Origin of the sequence: Methylobacterium sp. E-066, assembly GCF_022829635.1 — a bacterium.
GTDB lineage: Bacteria > Pseudomonadota > Alphaproteobacteria > Rhizobiales > Beijerinckiaceae > Methylobacterium.
On sequence record NZ_JAKSYO010000090.1, the window covers coordinates 1 to 17,852 of the forward strand.

Genomic DNA, 17,852 nt, shown 5'->3' on the forward strand with positions numbered 1-17,852 from the left:
CGATGTCGAGGGCCGTCATGTCGCCCAGGATGGCGAACTCGCCGTAATCGAGCTTGAGCGCGCCGCTGACCCCGTTCTCGTAGAGATCGAAGCCGAGGGTGTAGATCGGCGTCCGCTCGCCCACCCCGGGCGTGTAGTAGCTCAGCCGCACCGGCCAGTGCGGCATGCCGGCGAGCGGTCCGTCCCGCAGGGGCTTGTCCCGGGCGGTGTCCGCGGCCGGGCCGGTGCCGGCATGGCCGATCACCGCGAAGGTGTCGTAGATCTTTTTGCCGTCGTCGGAGCCGTCGAACACCTTGGCCGACAGGGTCGCCTGGCCGGCGCGGGCCGCCTCGATCAGGTGGCGCATGTGCTCGCTCGGGAACAGCACCGGCCCCTCCACGGTGAAGGACTTGGCGCCCTTCAGCTTCACGGTCACGCCGTCGCCCTGCTCCGAGGCGGTGCCGTCCACCGGGGCGGCGGGCTGGTTGTTGGTCAGCGTGGTGGTCTTGAACCGGAACTCCCGGCCCTTGCCGCCCTCGAAGGTGGTGCTGCGCATGTCCGACAGGCGCGGCCCGCTCTCGCCGGAGGAGAGCTCCGTCACCTGCCGGGTCAGCATGGTGTAGCCGCGGCAGGCATCGCCCCGGAAATCGATCACGATGCGGCCGCGGGCGCTCTCCACCGAGCGGGTGCCGCCGCCCTCGGCGAGCGACAGGTCGTAGACCGCCCGGTGGTTGGCCAGCACGATCTCCTGCGCCGGCGCGGGGGCCTCGGCCTTGGCCGCGGGGGCCGGCGGTTCGGCGACGGCCGGCGCAGCCTGCGCCCCCCAGGCGGAGACGAGCAGGCCGGCCGTCAGGAGATGCGAGAGGCGCATGAATAATCCCGGTTCAAGGTCCGCCAGATAGCAGGCGCCGCGAAAGGGGCAATCCTCGGGCATCGGGGCAGAGCCCCGATAGACCAGGGCGCTGCCCTGGACCCGCGAAAGGTCCCGGACCTTTCGAAACCACGACGTTTACCGGTAGCCCTGGGCCTGCAGGGTGAACAGCTCGGCGTAGCGGCCGCCCTGCCCCATCAGCGTGGCGTGGCTGCCCTCTTCCAGCACCCGGCCACCCTCCAGGACCAGGATCCGGTCGGCCATGCGCACCGTCGAGAACCGGTGCGAGATCAGCACCGTCGTGCGCCCGGCCGACAGCTCCCGGAACCGGGCGAACACGTCGTGCTCGGCCCGCGCGTCCAAGGCCGCGGTCGGCTCGTCGAGGATCAGGATCTCGGCCTCGCGCATATAGGCCCGGGACAGGGCGACCTTCTGCCACTCGCCCCCCGACAGGTCGACGCCGCCGGCGAAGCGCTTGCCGAGCGGCTGGGCGTAGCCCTCCGGCAGGCGCTCGATCACCGGGGCGGCGAGCCCCCGCGCCGCGGCCGCCGCGATCCGGTCCCGGTCCTCGGCCGCCGCGATCCGGCCCACCGCGACGTTCTCGCCCGCTGTGAGGTCGAACCGGACGAAGTCCTGGAAGATCGCCGCGACCCGGGCCCGGAGATCGTCGAGGTCGTAGGCGGCCAGCGGCAGCCCATCGAGGAGCACCCGCCCCTCGTGCGGGTCGTAGAGCCGGGTCATCAGCTTGACGATCGTGGTCTTGCCGGCGCCGTTGCCGCCGACGAGCGCCACGGTCTCCCCGGCCCGCACCGCGAAGGACAGGCCGCGCAGGGCCCAGGTCTCGGTGCCGGGATAGCGGTAGCCGACAGCCTCGAACACCAGCCCTTCGCGGATCGGGCTCGGCACCGGGACCGGATGCGCGGGCGAGCGGATCTCCGGCCGGATCGCGAAGAACGAGAAGAAATCGTCGAGATACTGCGCCTGGCCGCTGATCTGGGTGAGGCCCAGCAGCAGCCCCTCGATGCCGCCGCGCAGGCGCTGGAACGCGCCGGCCAGGAAGGCGAGGTCGCCGATCGAGAACGCGCCGGCCACGGTCCGCCAGACGATCACCGCGTAGGCGGCGTAATAGGCCAGCGTCCCGAGGCTCGCGAAGGCGAAGCCCCAGCGCGCCCGGGCGGTGGCCAGCGCCCGGTTCTCGGCGAGCAGGTTTTCCGCGAGGCCGCCGTACAGCGCCGTGATGTAGCCCGAGAGGCCGAAGAGCTTCACCTCCTTGGCGGTCTCGACGCTGGCGCCGAGGTAGCGCAGGTAGTCGATCCTGCGCCGCTCCGGGCTGCGGATCCAGGCCAGGCGATAGCCGGCCTTGGTGAAGTGCCACTCGTTGAGCAAAGCCGGCACCAGGGCGGCGGCGATCAGCACCACCAGCCAGGGCGTGAAGGCCGCCACCCCGGCGGTGAGCGAGGCGAGGGTCACCAGAGCCTGGAACTGCCCGAACACCGTGCCGATCAGCCCGGTGCGGCCGCTGACCTGCCGGCGCGCCCGCTCCAGCCGGTCCTGCTGGGCGCTGTCCTCGAACTGCGCGAGGTCCAGGGAGGCGGCGTGCGCCATCAGCCGCAGGGAGGCGGCGTTGGCGTAGAGGTCGCCGATCAAGGTCTCGGTGAGGTTGGCGAGCCGACCGGTGAGGTCGGACAGCAAAGCGAGCCCGAGCTCGGCCGCCACCAGCAGGGCGAGCCGCGCCCGGCCGGGATCGGCGAGCCAGTCCGAAAGTCCCGCCGCCGGCGCCGGACGGGCGTGCTCGGCCACGATCCCGTCGAGGATCAGCTTGGCGAGGTAGAGCGACAGGATCGGCAGGCAGGCCGCCACCAGGCGCAAGCCTAAGCTCGCCGCGAGCAGGCGCGGGCTCGCGGCGGCGATCTCGCGGAACAAGGCCGGCAGGTAGCGCAGCGCCCCGAGGCGCTCGCCGAGGCGGGCGATCCGAACGCTCACCGGCGGCCGGTCCTGGCGGATCGCCTGTCGATGGTCCGGCTCAGGGGGCTGTCGTCCGATTGGCCGGCGGGTGGGGAGCGCATTATCTGAGGCCTGAAGAGTGTAATTTCATCGCCGAGTGACGCGTGCTGAGTGGTCCTGCAATCCTGAGAATTTCCGTCATCTTGATCCTGGCCGGGATCCTGGCGGCGGTGGTGCAATTCCTGCTGCCGAGTCCGAGCCGCACCCCCGCGCCGGATCCCGCCCCGGTGGCCGAGGCGCCCAGCACGCTCCCTGAGCCGATCGCGCCGCCGGCCCCCCCGCCGGCTCCGGAACCGGCGCCGCAGCCGTCCTCCCCGCCCCCGGGGTCGGCCGCCTCGCGCCCCGCCCAGATGCCGTCCGACGCCCTCGCCTTTCCGTCCGAGCCGGTCCAGCAGGGCCAGGCTGAGATCGACCAGGCCGAGGACAATGCCGGTCCCCGGGCGCTCGCCCTCCTCGACCTGAACACCGCCTCGGTGGCCGACCTCAACAGGCTCCGGGGCGGCGGCGCGATCGGCCGGGCGATCACCGCCAAGCGCCCCTACACCTCCGTGGACCAGCTCCTGTCGAAGCGCGTCCTCAGCCGGGCCGTGTACGAGAAGATCAAGGATCAAGTGACGGTGCGGTGAGGTCGGCGCGGTGCGTCTGCGATGGTTTGGATTCAGGCCGTCATCGCGAGCGCAGCGAAGCGACCCAGGGACACGCCACATCCGTTGATCGCGCGCTGCCCTAGGTTGCTTCGCTGCGCTCGCAATGACGATGGGGCTGCGACCCGCATTCCGGCCCTCCCAAACCCTCCCCTCATCCTGAGGTGCCGCGCAGCGACCTCGAAGGAGGGCTCCTTCGAGGGCTTCGCTTCGCTGCGCCACCTCAGGATGAGGTCGTGGATGGGATAGGTCCCAGTCCCAAAAGCTTCAGAGCTTCGTCCCAAAGATCTCCGCGACCTGCGGGATGTCCTTGTCGCCCCGGCCGGACATGTTGAGCACCATCAGGTGATCGGCCGGGCGCTGGGGCGCGATGTCCAGCACCCGAGCCAGGGCGTGGGCCGGCTCCAGGGCCGGGATGATCCCCTCCAGCATCGAGCAGAGCTTGAACGCCTCCAGGGTCTCGGAATCGGTGGCCGAGAGGTACTGCACGCGGCCCATCTCGTGCAGCCAGGCGTGCTCGGGGCCGATGCCGGGATAATCGAGGCCGGCCGAGATCGAGTGCGCGTCGGAGATCTGCCCGTCCGCGTCCATCAGCAGGTAGGTGCGGTTGCCGTGCAGCACCCCCGGCTTGCCGCCCGTGAGCGAGGCGGCGTGCAAGCCGGACTCGACCCCGTGGCCGGCGGCCTCGACCCCGAAGATCTCGACCTCGCGGTCGTCCAGGAACGGGTGGAACAGCCCCATGGCGTTGGAGCCGCCGCCGATGCAGGCGATCAGCGAATCCGGCAGGCGGCCTTCCTGCGCGAGCATCTGCTCCCGGGTCTCGCGGCCGATCACCGACTGGAAGTCGCGGACCATGGCCGGGTACGGGTGCGGGCCGGCCACGGTGCCGATGCAGTAGAACGTGTCGGCGACGTTGGTGACCCAGTCGCGCAGGGCCTCGTTCATCGCGTCCTTGAGGGTCTTGGTGCCGGATTCCACCGGGATCACCTCGGCGCCGAGCATCTTCATCCGGAACACGTTGGGCGCCTGCCGGGCGACGTCGACCGCGCCCATGTAGACGACGCATTTCAGGCCGAACCGCGCGCACAGCGTCGCGGTGGCAACACCGTGCTGGCCGGCGCCGGTCTCGGCGATGATCCGCGGCTTGCCCATGCGCCGGGCCAGCAGGATCTGGCCGAGCACGTTGTTCACCTTGTGGGAGCCGGTATGGTTCAGCTCCTCGCGCTTGAAATAGACCTTGGCGCCCTGCCCGGTGGGTGCCTGGGCGCGGAGGTGCTCGGTCAGGCGCTCGGCGTAGTAGAGCGGGCTCGGCCGGCCGATATAGTGGGTGCCGTAGCTCGCCATGTCGGCCGCGAAGGCGGGATCGACCTTCGCCGCCTCGTAGGCCGCCTCCAGCTCGAGGATCAGCGGCATCAGCGTCTCGGCGACGAACCGGCCGCCGAAGATGCCGAAGCGGCCGCGCTCGTCGGGGCCGGTGCGGAAGGAGTTCGGTTCGGGGGCGATGGTCACGGGCAGGTCCTTCCGGACGACGATCGATCTGTTGCCGGGTGCCTAGACCCATGCGGGCGCCGCCGCAATGCGGCCCCGAGCCCCGTCACTTGCGACCTGTAACCCGTGCGCCCCGGATGACGAACTCGCGGTCAGGTCTTGAGGATCGCCCACGAGGACAATCATGGCTTTTCGCGACACCATCCGCCCGCTCCTCGGGGCGGCCCTCGGGCTCGGCCTCGCCGGGGTGCTGCTGCTGCCCCGCTTGGCCGCCTTCGCCGAGGAGGCGCCGCGGCGCCTGCCCGAGGCCGTGACCCAGGCGAGCGAGGCGCCGGGCGCCCGCGTGGCGGTGTTCGCGGGCGGCTGCTTTTGGGGCGTGCAGGGCGTGTTCCAGCACGTGCGCGGGGTGACCGGCGCGGTCTCGGGCTATGCCGGGGGCACGGCCGCCGACGCGGATTACAACACCGTCAGCCGCGGCGGCACCGACCATGCCGAGGCGGTGGCGGTCACCTACGACCCGGCCGTGATCCGCTACGACGAACTGCTGCGGATCTTCTTCTCGGTGGCCCTCGACCCGACGCAGGTGGACCGCCAGGGGCCCGATAGCGGGCGGCAATACCGCTCGGCGCTATTCCCGCAGGATGCCGAGCAGGCCCGGATCGCGCGAGCCTACATCGCGCAGCTCGAGGCGGCCAAGGCCTATGCCCAACCCATCGCCACCCGGATCGAGCCGGGCGCGGCGTTCTACCCGGCGGAAGGCTACCACCAGGACTTCATGGCCCAGCACCCGGGCCACCCCTACATCGCCGCCAACGACGCGCCGAAGCTGGAGGCGCTGAAGCAGCTGTTTCCGGAGCGGACGGCGCCCCAGCCGGTGCTGGTGAACCGGCCGCCGGCGTGAGGTTGGGGGGGCGGCGACGGCCATCCCACCCAATCCCCCTCATCCTGAGGTGACGGAGCGAAGCGGAGGCCTCGAAGGAGGCCTCCAGGGATCGCGCGGCCGGCTGGAGGGCTCCTTCGAGGCCGCTACGCGGCACCTCAGGATGAGGGCACGGGTGGGATGAGCCGTCTGTCGCCCTACGCCTCCGGCGGCCGTGGCCGGCCGAAATCTGGCGCTGCGGTCTCCTGGCCCTGAGCCACGATGCTGCGCCGGATCGCCCGGGTGCGGGTGAACATCGCGTGGAGCGCGTCGCCGTCGCCCCAGCGCACCGCCTTGGCGAGCGCCGAGAGGTCCTCGTTGAACCGGCCGAGCATCTCCAGCACCGCCTCGCGGTTGTTGAGGAAGATGTCGCGCCACATGGTCGGGTCGGAGGCGGCGATGCGGGTGAAATCCCGGAATCCGCTGGCCGAGAACTTGATCACCTCGGACTGGGTCGCCGATTCGAGGTCCGCGGCGGTGCCGACGATGTTGTAGGCGATCAGGTGCGGCAGGTGGCTGGTGATCGCCAGCACGTGGTCGTGATGCTCGGCGCTCATGGTCTCGACATTGGCGCCCATGCCCGCCCACAGGGCGCGCACCCGCTCCACCGCCGCCGGGTCGGTGCCCTCGGGGGGCGTGAGGATGCACCAGCGGCCCTGGAACAGGGTCGCGAAGCCCGCATCTGGCCCCGAGAACTCGGTGCCGGCGATCGGGTGGCCGGGGACCAGGGCGACGCCCGCGGGCAGGTGCGGCTGGATCGCCGCCACGACGGCGCCCTTGACCGAGCCGACATCCGACACGATCGCGCCGGGCTTCAGGTACGGCGCCAGCTCGGCCGCCGCCGCCCCGATGGCACCCACCGGCACGCACAGGATCACGAGATCGGCGTCGGTGGCGCCCTCCCGCGGGTCGCCGGTGACGCGATCGGCGATGCCGAGCTCGGCGACCCGGGCGCGCACGGCCTCGTCCCGGTCCAGGGCGACGATCGTGCCGGCGAGATTGTAGCGGCGGGCGGCCCGGGCGATCGAGGAGCCGATCAGCCCGAGCCCGACGATGGTGAGGCGCCCGATGGGCGGGGTCGCGGCCTCAGGCATGCGCCCCCCGCACGAAGTCGCCGAGCGCCGCCAGGAAGGCCTCGTTGGCCTCGGCCCCCGCCACCGTCACCCGCAGGGCGTTGGGCAGCCCGTAGGCGGCAACCCGGCGGGTGATCAGCCCGCGCTCGGTGAGGAAATCGTCGGCGTCCGCGGCCGAGCGGCCCGGCGCGTCGGGGAAGTGGATCAGCACGAAGTTGGCGACGCTCGGCGTCACGGTCAGCCCGAGCGCCCGAGCGCCGTCGGTGAGTTTCGGCAGCCATTCGGCGTTGTGGGCGGCGGCGGCCGCCATGTGCGCCTCGTCGGCGATGGCGGCCGCGCCCGCCGCGATGGCCGGCCCCGAGACGTTGAACGGGCCGCGGATGCGGTTGACCGAATCCGCCACATGGGCCGGGGCGAGCATCCAGCCGATCCGCACGGCGGCGAGGCCGTAGATCTTCGAGAAGGTCCGAGTCATCACGACGTTCTCGGATTCGAGCGCGAGTTCGAGCCCGGCCGAGTAGTCGTTCGCCCGCACGTATTCGGCATAGGCGCCGTCGATCACCAGCAGCACGTTGGGCGGCAGGCCGGCGTGCAGGCGGCGGATCTCGTCGAACGGCAGGTAGGTGCCGGTCGGGTTGTTCGGGTTGCTGACGTAGACGATCCGGGTCCGCTCGGTGACCCGGGCCAGGATCGCGTCGACATCGGTGGTGAGGTCGCGTTCCGGCGCCACCACGGGCGTGCCGCCCGAAGCGTTGATCACGATCGGGTAGGTCAGGAATCCGTGCTCGGAATAGATGCCCTCGGCGCCAGGCCCGCAATATGCGTAGGAAAGCAGCGACAGCAGTTCGCCCGAGCCGACGCCGCAGACGATCCGCGCCGGATCGAGCCCGTAGCGTTGGGCTATGGCCGTGCGCAGGGCCGTCGCCTGCCCATCCGGGTAGATCTCCAGCTTGGCGGTGGCCTCGTGGAGTGCTGCGAGCGCCACCGGGCTCGGGCCGAGCGGAGTCTCGTTGGCCGACAGCTTGTGGACCTTGCCGCCGCCGGGCCGCCCGCTCTTGCCGGGCACGTAGGTGTCGATCGCCAGGATTCCGGGGCGCGGTTCCGGGCGGACGGGGGTGGGGGCGGACATAGCAGGGCGACTCGGATGCGCGTGCGGGGTTCTTTGGATTCCCGCGTCCGTCTACAGCATTTCCGCCGCCGGTGAAGCCGGAGGGGCCGGGCCGCACCCGACGGTTAAGTTGCTGCCGGGATTGGGCACGCTCTGGTTGGTCGGTGGGACCTCGCTATGTCTCTCAGGATCCCGCTTGCGAGAAGGACCGATCCCATGCCCCTCACACGTTACCTGGATGGCGGCGCCCATATCCTGCCCGCCGACGAGAGCCTGATCCGGTTCGCGATGACCAACGGCGAGCGGGTGATCGGGATCGACGTGCCGATCCCCGTGCTGCGCCAGCATTTCGGCGGCGGCGCCGACATCGCGCCCCTCGACCTGTTCGCCCAGAACCAGGCGGCGATCGAGGCCGCGGCCAGCGCCGCCTACGACAAGACCGAGACCCCGAACGACCTGCTCGACATGGGGCCAGAGGATTTCGAGACGCCCCCAAGCGCGGCCACGCTTTAGAGCTTGGCGAGGCGAGGCCCCGCGCCGCGGCAAAGCGGCGACGCGCAAATGCCGCGGGGCACTCGCCACGTTTCGGCCTGTTGATCCAGGAGAAGGGGCCGCGTCGGGCGCGTCGCGCCCCGCGTTCCCCTGGACGGATCCATATGCCCGGCGACCTGATCCCCTGCAGCCTGTTCCTGATCGGGATCCTCACCTCGGTGGCCGCCGATTGTCGAATGCGCCGGGCTGACGCCTCCGCGTGGACGAACGGCTGCATCACCGCGGTCGGCGCCGCCATGGTCTTTTTCGCCTGCGCGGTCGCCATCCGCTGAGGGCTTGCCCCGAAAGCGACACCCCGCCTTCACGATGACGTGCCGGAGGAACCGGCAGGCCCGCTTCACACTTCACCAGCCGTGATCCTGGGCCGCGTTCCGCGGCGCGGCCGGCTCGGTGAGGTTCCCATGGTTTCGATCCAGGCGATCGTCGGCTGCGCGCTCGTCCTGACCGGGCTCTGCGTCGAGAGCGTTGCGAGCCGGAGCTGGCGCGGCGGCGTCCGCGCCGACCGGCTGGACGCCCGCGCGGCCTTGGCGCTCGGGCTCCCGGCTCTCGGGCTGGCGTTGATGGCGGCCCCGCTCGCCTGAGCCGGAGGCGACCCGGCACTCCTGCCCATACCGGGCGCGTTGACGCTCGCCCCCCGGAGCATTACCTCCCGGTCTCGCTGGCCGCGTCGGGCGAGTGCGGCGCGTCACGCGGCACCGCGCTCCCTCGCCGCGGACCGGGATCGCCGACAGACGGTCGTCAAGTCCCGCATGGATACCCAACCGGATACCGCGCTGCGGCCGGACCCGATCGACGAGACGGCCGGGCGCCTGTCGGAGCCCTCGCAGGCGCTCGACCCGAAGAGCCTGGTCATGCGCTTCGGCGCGGACACGCCGCTGCTGACCGATGCCGGCGTCGAACTCGCGCCCTTCCAGATCGCCTACCAGACCGCCGGCACCCTCAACGCCGCGGGCACGAACGCGGTGCTGATCTGCCACGCGCTCACCGGCGACCAGTATTTCGCCCATACGCATCCGCTCACCGGCAAGCCGGGCTGGTGGGAGACCCTGGTCGGCCCCGGCAAGCCGGTGGACACCGACCGCTACTTCGTCGTCTGCTCGAACGTGATCGGGTCCTGCATGGGCTCCACCGGCCCGGCCTCGATCGATCCCGCGACTGGGCGGCCCTACGGCCTGAACTTCCCGCTGGTGACGATCCGCGACATGGTCCGGGCCCAGGCGATGCTGCTGGAGCGTCTCGGCGTGCGCGACCTGTTCCTGTGCATCGGCGGCTCGATGGGCGGGATGCAGGTGCTGCAATGGGCGGCCCTGTACCCCGAGCGGGTCTTCGCCGCGATGCCGATCGCCACCGGGCCCCGCCATTCCGCGCAGAACATCGCGTTCCACGAGGTCGGCCGGCAGGCGATCATGGCGGATCCCGCCTGGGCCGACGGGCGCTATCTCGAGGCGGGCACCCGGCCGTCCAAGGGGCTCGGCGTCGCCCGGATGGGTGCGCACATCACCTACCTGTCCGAGCCGGCGCTGCACCGGAAGTTCGGCCGGCGCTTCCAGGGCGGCTCGGCGCCGACCTTCTCGTTCAACGCCGACTTCCAGATCGAGAGCTACCTGCGCCACCAGGGCCTGAGCTTCGTGGAGCGGTTCGACGCCAACGCGTATCTCTACCTGACCCGGGCGATGGACTATTTCGACCTCGCCGAGGACCATGGCGGCGCGCTGGCCAAGGCGTTCCAGGGGATCAAGACCCGGTTCTGCGTGATCTCGTTCACCTCCGACTGGCTGTTCCCGACCTCCGAGTCGCGGGTGATCGTGCACGCGCTCAACGCCGCCGCGGCCCCGGTCGCCTTCGTGGAGGTCGAGACCGACAAGGGCCACGACGCCTTCCTGCTCGACGAGCCGGCGATGTTCTCGGCCGCCCGCGGCTTCATCGACGCCGCCGCCCGGGCGCGCGGATTATGAGCGGCTCGATGCTGTTCAAAGGCTCTCCGGGCAACACCGCGCCCTGGCAGACCACCGACGCCCTGCCCCGCACCGCCGAGGGCAACGGCGCCCGGGTCGACCACATCGTCGTGCTGGGTCTGGTGCCGCCGAGCGCCCGGGTGCTCGATATCGGCTGCGGCGACGGCTCCCTGCTGGCGCTGCTGCGCGACCGCCGCAGCATCGACGGGCGCGGGATCGAGCTCTCCCGCGACGGCGTGAATGCCTGCCTCGCCCGCGGCCTGTCGGTGATCCAGGGGGACGCCGACACGGACCTGGAAAATTACCCCGACGACGCCTTCGACGTGGTCGTGCTGTCCCAGACCATCCAGGCGACCCGCAATCCGCGGATCGTGCTGGAGCACCTGCTGCGCATCGGCCGGCAGGTGATCATCTCGTTCCCGAATTTCGGGCATTGGCGGGTCCGGTCGGAACTGGCCTTGCGCGGCCGGATGCCGGTCACCGAGATCATGCCGGACGCCTGGTGGGAGACGCCCAACATCCACCATTGCACGATCCGCGACTTCGTCGGCCTGTGCCGCCTGATCGGCGCGCAGATCGAGACCGCCACGGCGCTGGACGCCAGCGGCCGGCCGATGCGGTTCTCCATGCCCTGGTGGGTGTGGAACCTGTTCGGCGCGCAAGGCGTGTTCTTGCTCCGGCGCGGGGCGGATTAGCGCCCCGGCCTTCCGCCGTCCGCCGGCTCCGTCCAAGTCAGCGTGGCCCGCAGGCCGCCCATCTCCGAGCGTCCGAAGGCGAGCTGGGCGCCCGCGGCTTCGGCCACGTCCCGGGCGATGGCGATGCCGAAGCCGGTGCCCGGGCGGCTCTCGTCCCAGCGCTGGCCGCGGCCGATGCCGGCGATCGCGGCCTCGCTCATGCCGGGGCCGTCATCCTCGACCGTGAGCCGTGAGCCGCCGCCATCCGCCGCCCCGGCTACCCGGACCCGCCGGTGCGCCCATTTGCGGGCGTTGTCGAGGAGGTTGCCCAGCACCTCCATCAGCTCGCCCTCGTCCCCCGGATAGGCGAGCGCGTCCGGCACGGCGATCTCCCAGGCCAGCGAATCGCCCTCCGGCAGCCGGCGCATGGTCGCGACCAGCCGCTCGGCCACCGGGGCGACCCGGCAGGTCCGCCGCCGCAGGTCGCCGGCCGCCGCGATCCGGGCGCGGGCCAGCGCGCGCTCGACTTGGCCCCCCATCGCGCGGGCCTGCTCGGCGATCTCCGCCGACAGGCCGGGATCGGCCGGCCCGGTCCGGCGCGCCAGGGCGTCGAGGACGGCGAGCGGCGTCTTGAGGCCGTGGGCCATGTCGGCCGCCGCGGCGCGCGCCCGGACCAGGGCGCGCTCCTGCGCGTCGAGCAGCCGGTTGAGGTCGGCCACCAGCGGCCGGACCTCGTCGGGGAACTGCTCGGGCAGCCGGGTCCGCGTCCCGGCATGGACCGCGCCGAGATCCTGCTGCAGCACCCGGAACGGCGCCAGCGCCCGGTGCACGAACAGCCACAGGGCCAGGGTCAGCACCACGAACAGGGCCGCGAGCGCCGGGACCAGCAGGCGCAGGAAGGTGGCGCGGCTCGCTGCCAAGTCGCGCCGGTCCTCGGCCACGATCACCCGCAAGCCGGTCTCGGCACCCCGCGGACCGATCTCCAGGGGGCGGACGATGGCGATCAGCCGGCCGCCATCCGGCCCGGTGGCCTCGACGGTCGTGGGCGCGTCGCCGGCGGTGGGCCCGAGGTCGAGGCGCTTGTCCCAGAGGGAGCGCGAGCGCAGGATCTGGCTTCCCGCCTCCACCTGCCAGTACAGGCCGCCATAGGGCGTGGCGAAGCGCGGGTCCGGCGGCTCCCGGGAGACGGTCGGGCTCCCGTCCGGGGCGAGGTTGACCCGGCCGGCGATGAGCTTGGCGGTCCGGTCGAGCTCGTCGGCGGTGCGGGCGTCGAGCACCTGGTCGAGGATCACGGTGAGGCCGGCGCCGGCGAGCAGCAGGGCGAGCGCGATCAGGGCCGCCGCCGCGAGCCCCAGCCGCAGCCGCAGGGAGTCGCGCCTCACGGCGCCTCCGGGACACGGTAGCCCTGGCCGCGGCGGGTCTCGATCACCCCCGGCCCGAGCTTGCGGCGCAGGCGGGTCAGGAGCGCTTCGAGGGCGTTGGCCTCGCGCTCGGTGCCGACCCCGTGGAGATGGTCCAGAACCTCGCCCGCCGGCACGACCTGGCCCTGCCGGTGCAGCAGGAAGGCCAGGAGCCGGTATTCGAGGGCGGTCAGTTCGGCCGGCCGGCCGGCGACGCTCACCGCCCGGGTGCGGGTGTCGAGTTCCACGTCCCCGGTCCGGAGCACCGGCGAGGCGTGGCCGGCGGTGCGCCGCAGGATCGCCCGCAGGCGCGCGACCAGCTCCTCCATGCGGAACGGCTTGACCAGGTAGTCGTCGGCGCCGGCATCGATGCCCTCGACCCGCTCGCGCCAGCCGTCCCGGGCGGTGAGGATCAGCACCGGCAGCGCCACCTCGGCCGTCCGCAGCCGGCGCAGCACGCCGAGCCCGTCGAGGCGCGGCAGGCCGAGATCGAGCACCATGGCGTCGTAGGGCTCGGTCTCGGCGCGGAACCACGCCGCCTCCCCGTCCGCGACCACGTCAGCGACGTAGCCGGCCTGTTCGAGCCCGTGCTTCACGTCCGCGGCGATGCGCGGCTCGTCCTCGACCACTAGGACGCGCACGGCCGGCTCCCGTCCTCAATCATCGTCGTCCTCGTCCAGGATCTTGAGCGAGCCGGCATCGACCTTCACGGACCGGCGCTTCCCGTCGGCGCCGAGGATGCGCAGCTTGTACAGCCACTGCCCATCGTCGCGCTTGAGATCGACCGCCACCACGTCCCCCGGCACGGCCTCGCGGGCGGCGTGCAGGACCTCGTCGAGGGGGCGGATCTCGCCCTTCTCCAGGGCGCGGCGCGCGCGGTCGGCATCCTCGGAGGCATGGGCGGGCCAGGCCGCGCAGGCGAGCAGCAGGAGCGCGGCGCGGCGGGATGGGGGCTGGATCATGCGAACTCGGTCATGACGGGGCTCCTGGCATCACACGTTTCCGGACGAGGTGCTGGTCCCCTCCCCGCAAGGGGCTAGCGGATTCACACATCGGGGTCGGCAGGATACGCTAGCGACACCGCGGCTCTCCCTCCCCCGCAGAGGGGGGAGGGAGCGCGCCTCTGCCCTTCCGGACCAGGATCTGCCGGTACCGGCACGGTATCGAAGTGAGATGTGTGAACGTCGTAGCCCGCACGGGAGAAGGAGCGCGTCGCGGCCTGCACAAGGCGAAATGCGAACCGGGTCAACCATCACGAACAGAGGTGGGGTCCGGCCCTGTAAAGTCATCCCGCATCGCATGGCGCGAACAGCCTGACGGGAGGCTGACAGGCGCCGTCAGGGTCGCGGGGCGGGGTTCCGGCAGAAGGGGGCCAGACCTCTTCCGGAGACGCGATCCCATGTCCCTGATCCTCGGTGCCCTCCTCGCCTGTGCCGCCGGCCTCGCCGGCACCCTGCTCTGCCCCGACGAGTCCGCCGCCCGGCGCTCGCGGCTGCCGCTGCTGGCGGCGTTCCTGATCGGCGGCCTCGCCTGGCACGCCCCGGCCCGGGCCGGCGAAACCCTGTACGGCCCGGCCCGGGTACTCGACGGTGGGACCGTGATGGTCGGCCCGCGCCGCGTCAGCCTCTACGGCATCGCGGCGCCCGATGCCGACCAGACCTGCTCGGACGCGCAGGACCGGCCCTATCGCTGCGGCCGGGACGCGGCCCGGGCCCTGGCCGACCATATCGGCACCGAAGCCATCACCTGCGAGCCGCGCGGGACGGAATCCGATGGCGCGGTGGCGGCGCTCTGCCGGGTCGGCGACGAGGATCTCGGGGCCTGGATGGTGGCGCGCGGCCTCGCGGTGCCCGATCGCACGACCGCGCCGACCTACACGGCGGCCGCCGATCGGGCCTGGGGACGGCGGCTCGGCCTGTGGTCCGGGGTGTTCCAGGACCCGGCCGAGCGCCGCGGCCGGCGCGCCGACGCGGCCGGGCTCCGGAATGCGGGATGAGCCGCGGCGTGAGTGTCGGGCGAGCCGATGGCGTCCGCCGGGACGCTGGCGGGCTTGGTCTCCCACAGATCGGCGGATGGTATTTCTTAGAAACCTATAAAGATAGCAGGATTGATTTTTTATTCAATTTTATATAATATAAAACTGGTTAAACTATACCGTATACTGGTAAGGGGATTGTCCCTCATGAGCGGTACCGAGAAGCCGGGGACCCAGACCTTGCTGACGCTCGCCGACATTCTCGGCATCCCGGTCGACCGCTTCTTCAACGGCGACAGCGGGTCGCTCGGCACCGCCGACATGCAAGAATGCCTGCGGCTCTGGTCATCTATCAGGACCGACGCCGGCCGGGAACGCGCCCTCACCGCCCTGCGCGGCATCATCGAGGACGAGCAGGGCTGATTAGTAGGATGGGGTCGGCGGTAAGACCACGCGCTGGCTCGTTCGGATGATACCAGTCAACTCAGGCGATGCCCGACTGAGGCGCGGGTCCCCTCTCCCGTGCGGGAGAGGGGCAGGGTGAGGGGCCAGCTGCCTCCGGATAAGGCGCATCCCTCACCCCAGCCCTCTCCCGCACGGGAGAGGGGGCACGTCGCGGCCTGCAACAACGCCTGCGCCTCAAACTTGTGTAAGCCCGTAGCCACAAGGGGAAGGAGAGAGCGCCGCGCCTACCACAAGCCGATGCGTGACCATCGCACCCCGCGCGGAACGCCCGATCCCCTACCGCGCCCCGCGGTGCAGATCCCCGTCGATCAGCAAGGCGCTGCGGCCGTCGAGGCGGGAGCGGTAGACCTGCAGGTTCTCCATCACCCGCTGCACGTAGTTGCGGGTCTCGGTGAACGGGATGCGCTCGACCCAGTCGATCACGTCGACCTCGCCCTTGCGCGGGTCGCCGTAGGCGTCGATCCACTTCTTCACGTTGCCGCCGCCGGCATTGTAGGAGGCGAAGGCGAGCACGTAGGAGCCGCGCCAATCCTCCATCAACTCGCCGAGATGGGCCTGGCCGAGCTTGGCGCAGTAGGCCGGGTCGCTGGTCAGGCGGTCGACGTCGAAGGACGTGGCGACCCGACGGGCGGTGCGCTGGGCGGTGGCCGGCATCATCTGCATCAGGCCGCGGGCGCCGACGCCTGACTGGGCCCGGGGGTCGAACTGGCTCTCCTGCCGGGCGATGGCGTAGACCATGGCCCGCTCCACCTGCGGCACCGCCGAAAACGTCTCGTAGGTCGGGATGCCGATGGTCGGATAGGCGTGGGCGTCCAGCGGCAGGCCGCGCTGCACCGCGAGCTTGCCGATCGCCACCAGGGCGCGGGCATCCTTCATCTCGGTGGCGAGGTCGCCGAGCGCCTGGATCTCGCGCGGGTCGCCGAGGTCCCGGGCGGCGTCGATGTAGAGCGGCAGCGCCAGGTCCTTGAGCCCGGCCTCGCCGAGCATGCGCAGGGCCCGGATGTAGAGCCGGTCCTCGAAGGCCTGGCGCTCGACGCCCTCGAGATCGGCCGGCGCGCGCAGGGGCAGGCTGGTCTGGCCGAGCTTGGCCCGGGCGACCTGGCCGTAATAAGCGATCGGCTGCAGGGCGGCCCGCTCGTAGAATGTTTTTGCCACGTCGTGCTGGCCGAGGGACTCGGCCGCCCGGCCCTGCCAATAGGCGGCGCGGGCGAGCGAGACCGGGCTCTCGGCGATGGTCGCCATCCGGGCGAAGTGCTGGGCGGCGCTGGCCGGGTCGCCGGCGAAGCGCAGGGCGATCCAGCCGGCGTGGAACTCGGCCTCCAGCCGCTTCTCGGGGGTGCGGGCCGCATGGCCGCTCGCCACCGTGAAGGCGGTCTTGGCATCGCCGAGGTCGAGGAGCTTGCGCGCCACGATCCGGCGCTCGACCCACCACTCGTCGCCGTCGACCAGCACGTCCGGGTTGACCGGCGCGGTGGCGAGCACCGCGGCGGCCTCCTCGGGCTTGTCGGCCCGGCGGAAATACTGCGCCCGGGAGAAGATGTAGGAGGCGTCGCCCCGGAGCGACGGCGGTACCGCCGCGAGGGCGGCCGGACCGCCGGCCTTGTCCTCCACGGCCCGGCGGGCGCGCACGAGGCTGGCATAGCCGCCGCCCGCGTAGCCCGCCGCCCGGCCGGCGCTCTCCCAATCGTCCTTCAGGAGCGCCCGCTCCATCCGGTAGCGGTGGTCGATCCGGGTGAGCACCCCCGGGAACGCGTCCTGGACCTTGGCCTCCAGGCTCTTCCCAAAACTCTCGGTGCGCCACAGGTCGTGGACGATCTCGGCGGCGTCGCCGTCATAGCCGTCGGCCCGGAGCGCCAGCGCCAGGGCGAACTTGCCCGGCGCGCTCACCGGCTTGGCCGTGGCGAAGAAGGCGCGGACCAGGGCCGGGGGCTTGCGCTCGGAGAGCAGCGCCTCCTCGGCCCGGCGGCGCAGCAGCGGGCCGGCCGGCCAGGTCGGGTTGGCCCGGGTGAAGGCCACCGTGCGGGCGAAGCCGATGCCGGCGCCGGCGCGGATCGCCACCCATTCGAGCAGCGCCTTCGCCGCGGGATCGGTGAAGCCGTCGCGCATCCGGTCGCCGTCAGCGACCCGGCCCTTGCGGTAGAGGTCGATGGCGCCGCGCAGCAGCGTCGGGTCGGTGTCGCCCGAGATTTTTGGCTTGCCCGGGTCCGGGACCTCGGGCACCGGCGCCGCCGGGGTCACCGCCGCGTCGGGCAGCGGGAAGGCCACGGGGGCGTCGGGATCGGCCGAGGCATAGGCGGTAGCGGCGGCCGGGATCTTGCCGGCGGCTTCCTCGCCCCGGTCGGAGCCCTTGGCGGTCTGGGCCGGATCGAGCTTGAGCGCGTCGGCGGTGACCGGATCGGCGACCGCCTCGGCCTCCGTGCTCCGGGTCTGGGCCGGCGACAGGGCGGCGTCGGTCGAGGGCGGCGTCGGCTGCGAGGCGGGCGCGTCGGTGCCGGCTTGGCCGGCGAGCGCGACCCCAAGGGTCGTGACAAGCGTCGTGACCAGGGCCGCCGCCGCCAGGGGCGTGCGCGTCGAGGCCAGCGCTCGGATCAGGGGACCTCGGATCGACTGGGCTCGGATCACGTTTCCCCCCTTCTCACGACCGGAGTGGAAAGAAATGAAGATCGGCGCGGGGGCATTAAGAACCCGTAAACCGTGACCACGATCTGTTTGCGCACCGTGGCGCGACCTTCTATGTCTGCCCGT

At 71.9% G+C, this 17,852-nt stretch carries 18 protein-coding genes; 9 read left to right on the forward strand and 9 right to left on the reverse strand.

The window, feature by feature from the left end:
• Together MKL20_RS11120 and MKL20_RS11125 are read right to left on the reverse strand one after the other, a co-directional pair.
• The coding region (locus tag MKL20_RS11120; RefSeq protein WP_244036719.1) for a cell envelope integrity EipB family protein at window positions 1-850 on the reverse strand (850 nt) is incomplete at its 3' end.
• Window positions 851-988: 138 nt separating this feature from the next.
• Complete coding sequence (locus MKL20_RS11125) at window positions 989-2,833, reverse strand: ABC transporter ATP-binding protein (RefSeq protein WP_244036720.1); 1,845 nt, start codon at window positions 2,831-2,833, stop codon at window positions 989-991.
• Between the two features lie 125 nt (window positions 2,834-2,958).
• On the opposite strand from MKL20_RS11125, the gene MKL20_RS32960 reads away from it, so the two are divergent.
• Window positions 2,959-3,480 carry a helix-hairpin-helix domain-containing protein gene (locus MKL20_RS32960; protein WP_313902716.1) on the forward strand — a complete coding sequence of 174 codons (522 nt, stop codon included), beginning with the start codon at window positions 2,959-2,961 and terminating at the stop codon, window positions 3,478-3,480.
• A gap of 285 nt (window positions 3,481-3,765) precedes the next feature.
• On the opposite strand, the gene trpB is transcribed toward MKL20_RS32960, so the two are convergent.
• Complete coding sequence (gene trpB, locus MKL20_RS11140) at window positions 3,766-5,007, reverse strand: tryptophan synthase subunit beta (protein WP_244036721.1); 1,242 nt, start codon at window positions 5,005-5,007, stop codon at window positions 3,766-3,768.
• 163 nt (window positions 5,008-5,170) lie between these two features.
• Here trpB and msrA point away from each other — a divergent pair, with 163 nt between their 5' ends.
• Window positions 5,171-5,887: a peptide-methionine (S)-S-oxide reductase MsrA gene (msrA, locus tag MKL20_RS11145; protein ID WP_244036722.1), complete on the forward strand. Its 717-nt coding sequence runs from the start codon at window positions 5,171-5,173 to the stop codon at window positions 5,885-5,887.
• A gap of 176 nt (window positions 5,888-6,063) precedes the next feature.
• On the opposite strand, the gene MKL20_RS11150 is transcribed toward msrA, so the two are convergent.
• Together MKL20_RS11150 and MKL20_RS11155 are read right to left on the reverse strand one after the other, a co-directional pair.
• Window positions 6,064-6,999 (reverse strand): prephenate/arogenate dehydrogenase family protein, encoded by a 936-nt coding sequence (locus MKL20_RS11150; protein ID WP_244036723.1) that lies wholly within the window; start codon window positions 6,997-6,999, stop codon window positions 6,064-6,066.
• Complete coding sequence (locus MKL20_RS11155; RefSeq protein ID WP_244036724.1) at window positions 6,992-8,107, reverse strand: pyridoxal phosphate-dependent aminotransferase; 1,116 nt, start codon at window positions 8,105-8,107, stop codon at window positions 6,992-6,994. The genes MKL20_RS11150 and MKL20_RS11155 overlap by 8 nt, the downstream gene beginning before the upstream one ends.
• 195 nt (window positions 8,108-8,302) lie before the next feature.
• Between MKL20_RS11155 and MKL20_RS11160 the strand changes: the two genes are divergently transcribed.
• The 5 genes from MKL20_RS11160 (at window position 8,303) to metW (ending at window position 11,288) form a co-directional block, all read left to right on the forward strand.
• Window positions 8,303-8,599, forward strand: coding sequence for a hypothetical protein (locus MKL20_RS11160; RefSeq protein WP_244036725.1), 297 nt, complete (start codon window positions 8,303-8,305; stop codon window positions 8,597-8,599).
• A 143-nt stretch (window positions 8,600-8,742) separates the two neighbouring features.
• Complete coding sequence (locus tag MKL20_RS11165; RefSeq protein WP_167367772.1) at window positions 8,743-8,910, forward strand: hypothetical protein; 168 nt, start codon at window positions 8,743-8,745, stop codon at window positions 8,908-8,910.
• Between the two features lie 129 nt (window positions 8,911-9,039).
• Window positions 9,040-9,219, forward strand: a complete 180-nt coding sequence (locus tag MKL20_RS11170) for a hypothetical protein (protein ID WP_243966751.1) — start codon at window positions 9,040-9,042, stop codon at window positions 9,217-9,219.
• A gap of 168 nt (window positions 9,220-9,387) precedes the next feature.
• On the forward strand, window positions 9,388-10,593 hold the full coding sequence (locus tag MKL20_RS11175; protein ID WP_244036726.1) for a homoserine O-acetyltransferase: 1,206 nt from the start codon (window positions 9,388-9,390) through the stop codon (window positions 10,591-10,593).
• Between the two features lie 8 nt (window positions 10,594-10,601).
• Complete coding sequence (gene metW, locus MKL20_RS11180; RefSeq protein WP_243966774.1) at window positions 10,602-11,288, forward strand: methionine biosynthesis protein MetW; 687 nt, start codon at window positions 10,602-10,604, stop codon at window positions 11,286-11,288.
• Here metW and MKL20_RS11185 read toward each other — a convergent pair.
• Genes MKL20_RS11185 through MKL20_RS11195 form a run of 3 tightly spaced genes read right to left on the reverse strand, consistent with a single transcriptional unit; the run spans window position 11,285 to window position 13,629 of the window.
• Entirely contained in the window at window positions 11,285-12,649 is a 1,365-nt protein-coding gene (locus MKL20_RS11185; protein WP_244036727.1) for a sensor histidine kinase, read from the reverse strand. The genes metW and MKL20_RS11185 overlap by 4 nt on opposite strands.
• On the reverse strand, window positions 12,646-13,308 hold the full coding sequence (locus tag MKL20_RS11190) for a response regulator transcription factor (RefSeq protein WP_244036728.1): 663 nt from the start codon (window positions 13,306-13,308) through the stop codon (window positions 12,646-12,648). The genes MKL20_RS11185 and MKL20_RS11190 overlap by 4 nt, the downstream gene beginning before the upstream one ends.
• A 15-nt stretch (window positions 13,309-13,323) precedes the next feature.
• Window positions 13,324-13,629, reverse strand: coding sequence for a PepSY domain-containing protein (locus MKL20_RS11195; RefSeq protein WP_244036729.1), 306 nt, complete (start codon window positions 13,627-13,629; stop codon window positions 13,324-13,326).
• A 437-nt stretch (window positions 13,630-14,066) separates the two neighbouring features.
• Here MKL20_RS11195 and MKL20_RS11200 point away from each other — a divergent pair, with 437 nt between their 5' ends.
• Together MKL20_RS11200 and MKL20_RS11205 are read left to right on the forward strand one after the other, a co-directional pair.
• The gene (locus MKL20_RS11200; protein ID WP_244036730.1) at window positions 14,067-14,663 is read left to right on the forward strand and encodes a thermonuclease family protein; all 597 of its coding nucleotides are present in this window, start codon (window positions 14,067-14,069) and stop codon (window positions 14,661-14,663) included.
• A gap of 186 nt (window positions 14,664-14,849) precedes the next feature.
• The gene (locus MKL20_RS11205; protein ID WP_243966796.1) at window positions 14,850-15,065 is read left to right on the forward strand and encodes a hypothetical protein; all 216 of its coding nucleotides are present in this window, start codon (window positions 14,850-14,852) and stop codon (window positions 15,063-15,065) included.
• Between the two features lie 318 nt (window positions 15,066-15,383).
• Here the strand turns inward: MKL20_RS11205 and MKL20_RS11210 are convergent, their stop codons facing one another.
• Window positions 15,384-17,699 carry a transglycosylase SLT domain-containing protein gene (locus tag MKL20_RS11210; protein WP_244036775.1) on the reverse strand — a complete coding sequence of 772 codons (2,316 nt, stop codon included), beginning with the start codon at window positions 17,697-17,699 and terminating at the stop codon, window positions 15,384-15,386.
• Between the last annotated feature and the right edge of the window lie 153 nt (window positions 17,700-17,852).

Excerpts from the sequence above, each read along its gene's own strand:
- msrA (WP_244036722.1), top strand. The coding sequence starts at position 5,171 with ATGGCTTTTCGCGACACCATCCGCCCGCTCCTCGGGGCGGCCCTCGGG.
- MKL20_RS11150 (WP_244036723.1), bottom strand. The coding sequence starts at position 6,999 with ATGCCTGAGGCCGCGACCCCGCCCATCGGGCGCCTCACCATCGTCGGG.
- MKL20_RS11155 (WP_244036724.1), bottom strand. The coding sequence starts at position 8,107 with ATGTCCGCCCCCACCCCCGTCCGCCCGGAACCGCGCCCCGGAATCCTG.
- MKL20_RS11160 (WP_244036725.1), top strand. The coding sequence starts at position 8,303 with ATGCCCCTCACACGTTACCTGGATGGCGGCGCCCATATCCTGCCCGCC.
- MKL20_RS11165 (WP_167367772.1), top strand. The coding sequence starts at position 8,743 with ATGCCCGGCGACCTGATCCCCTGCAGCCTGTTCCTGATCGGGATCCTC.
- MKL20_RS11170 (WP_243966751.1), top strand. The coding sequence starts at position 9,040 with ATGGTTTCGATCCAGGCGATCGTCGGCTGCGCGCTCGTCCTGACCGGG.
- MKL20_RS11175 (WP_244036726.1), top strand. The coding sequence starts at position 9,388 with ATGGATACCCAACCGGATACCGCGCTGCGGCCGGACCCGATCGACGAG.
- metW (WP_243966774.1), top strand. The coding sequence starts at position 10,602 with ATGCTGTTCAAAGGCTCTCCGGGCAACACCGCGCCCTGGCAGACCACC.
- MKL20_RS11195 (WP_244036729.1), bottom strand. The coding sequence starts at position 13,629 with ATGATCCAGCCCCCATCCCGCCGCGCCGCGCTCCTGCTGCTCGCCTGC.
- MKL20_RS11200 (WP_244036730.1), top strand. The coding sequence starts at position 14,067 with ATGTCCCTGATCCTCGGTGCCCTCCTCGCCTGTGCCGCCGGCCTCGCC.
- MKL20_RS11205 (WP_243966796.1), top strand. The coding sequence starts at position 14,850 with ATGAGCGGTACCGAGAAGCCGGGGACCCAGACCTTGCTGACGCTCGCC.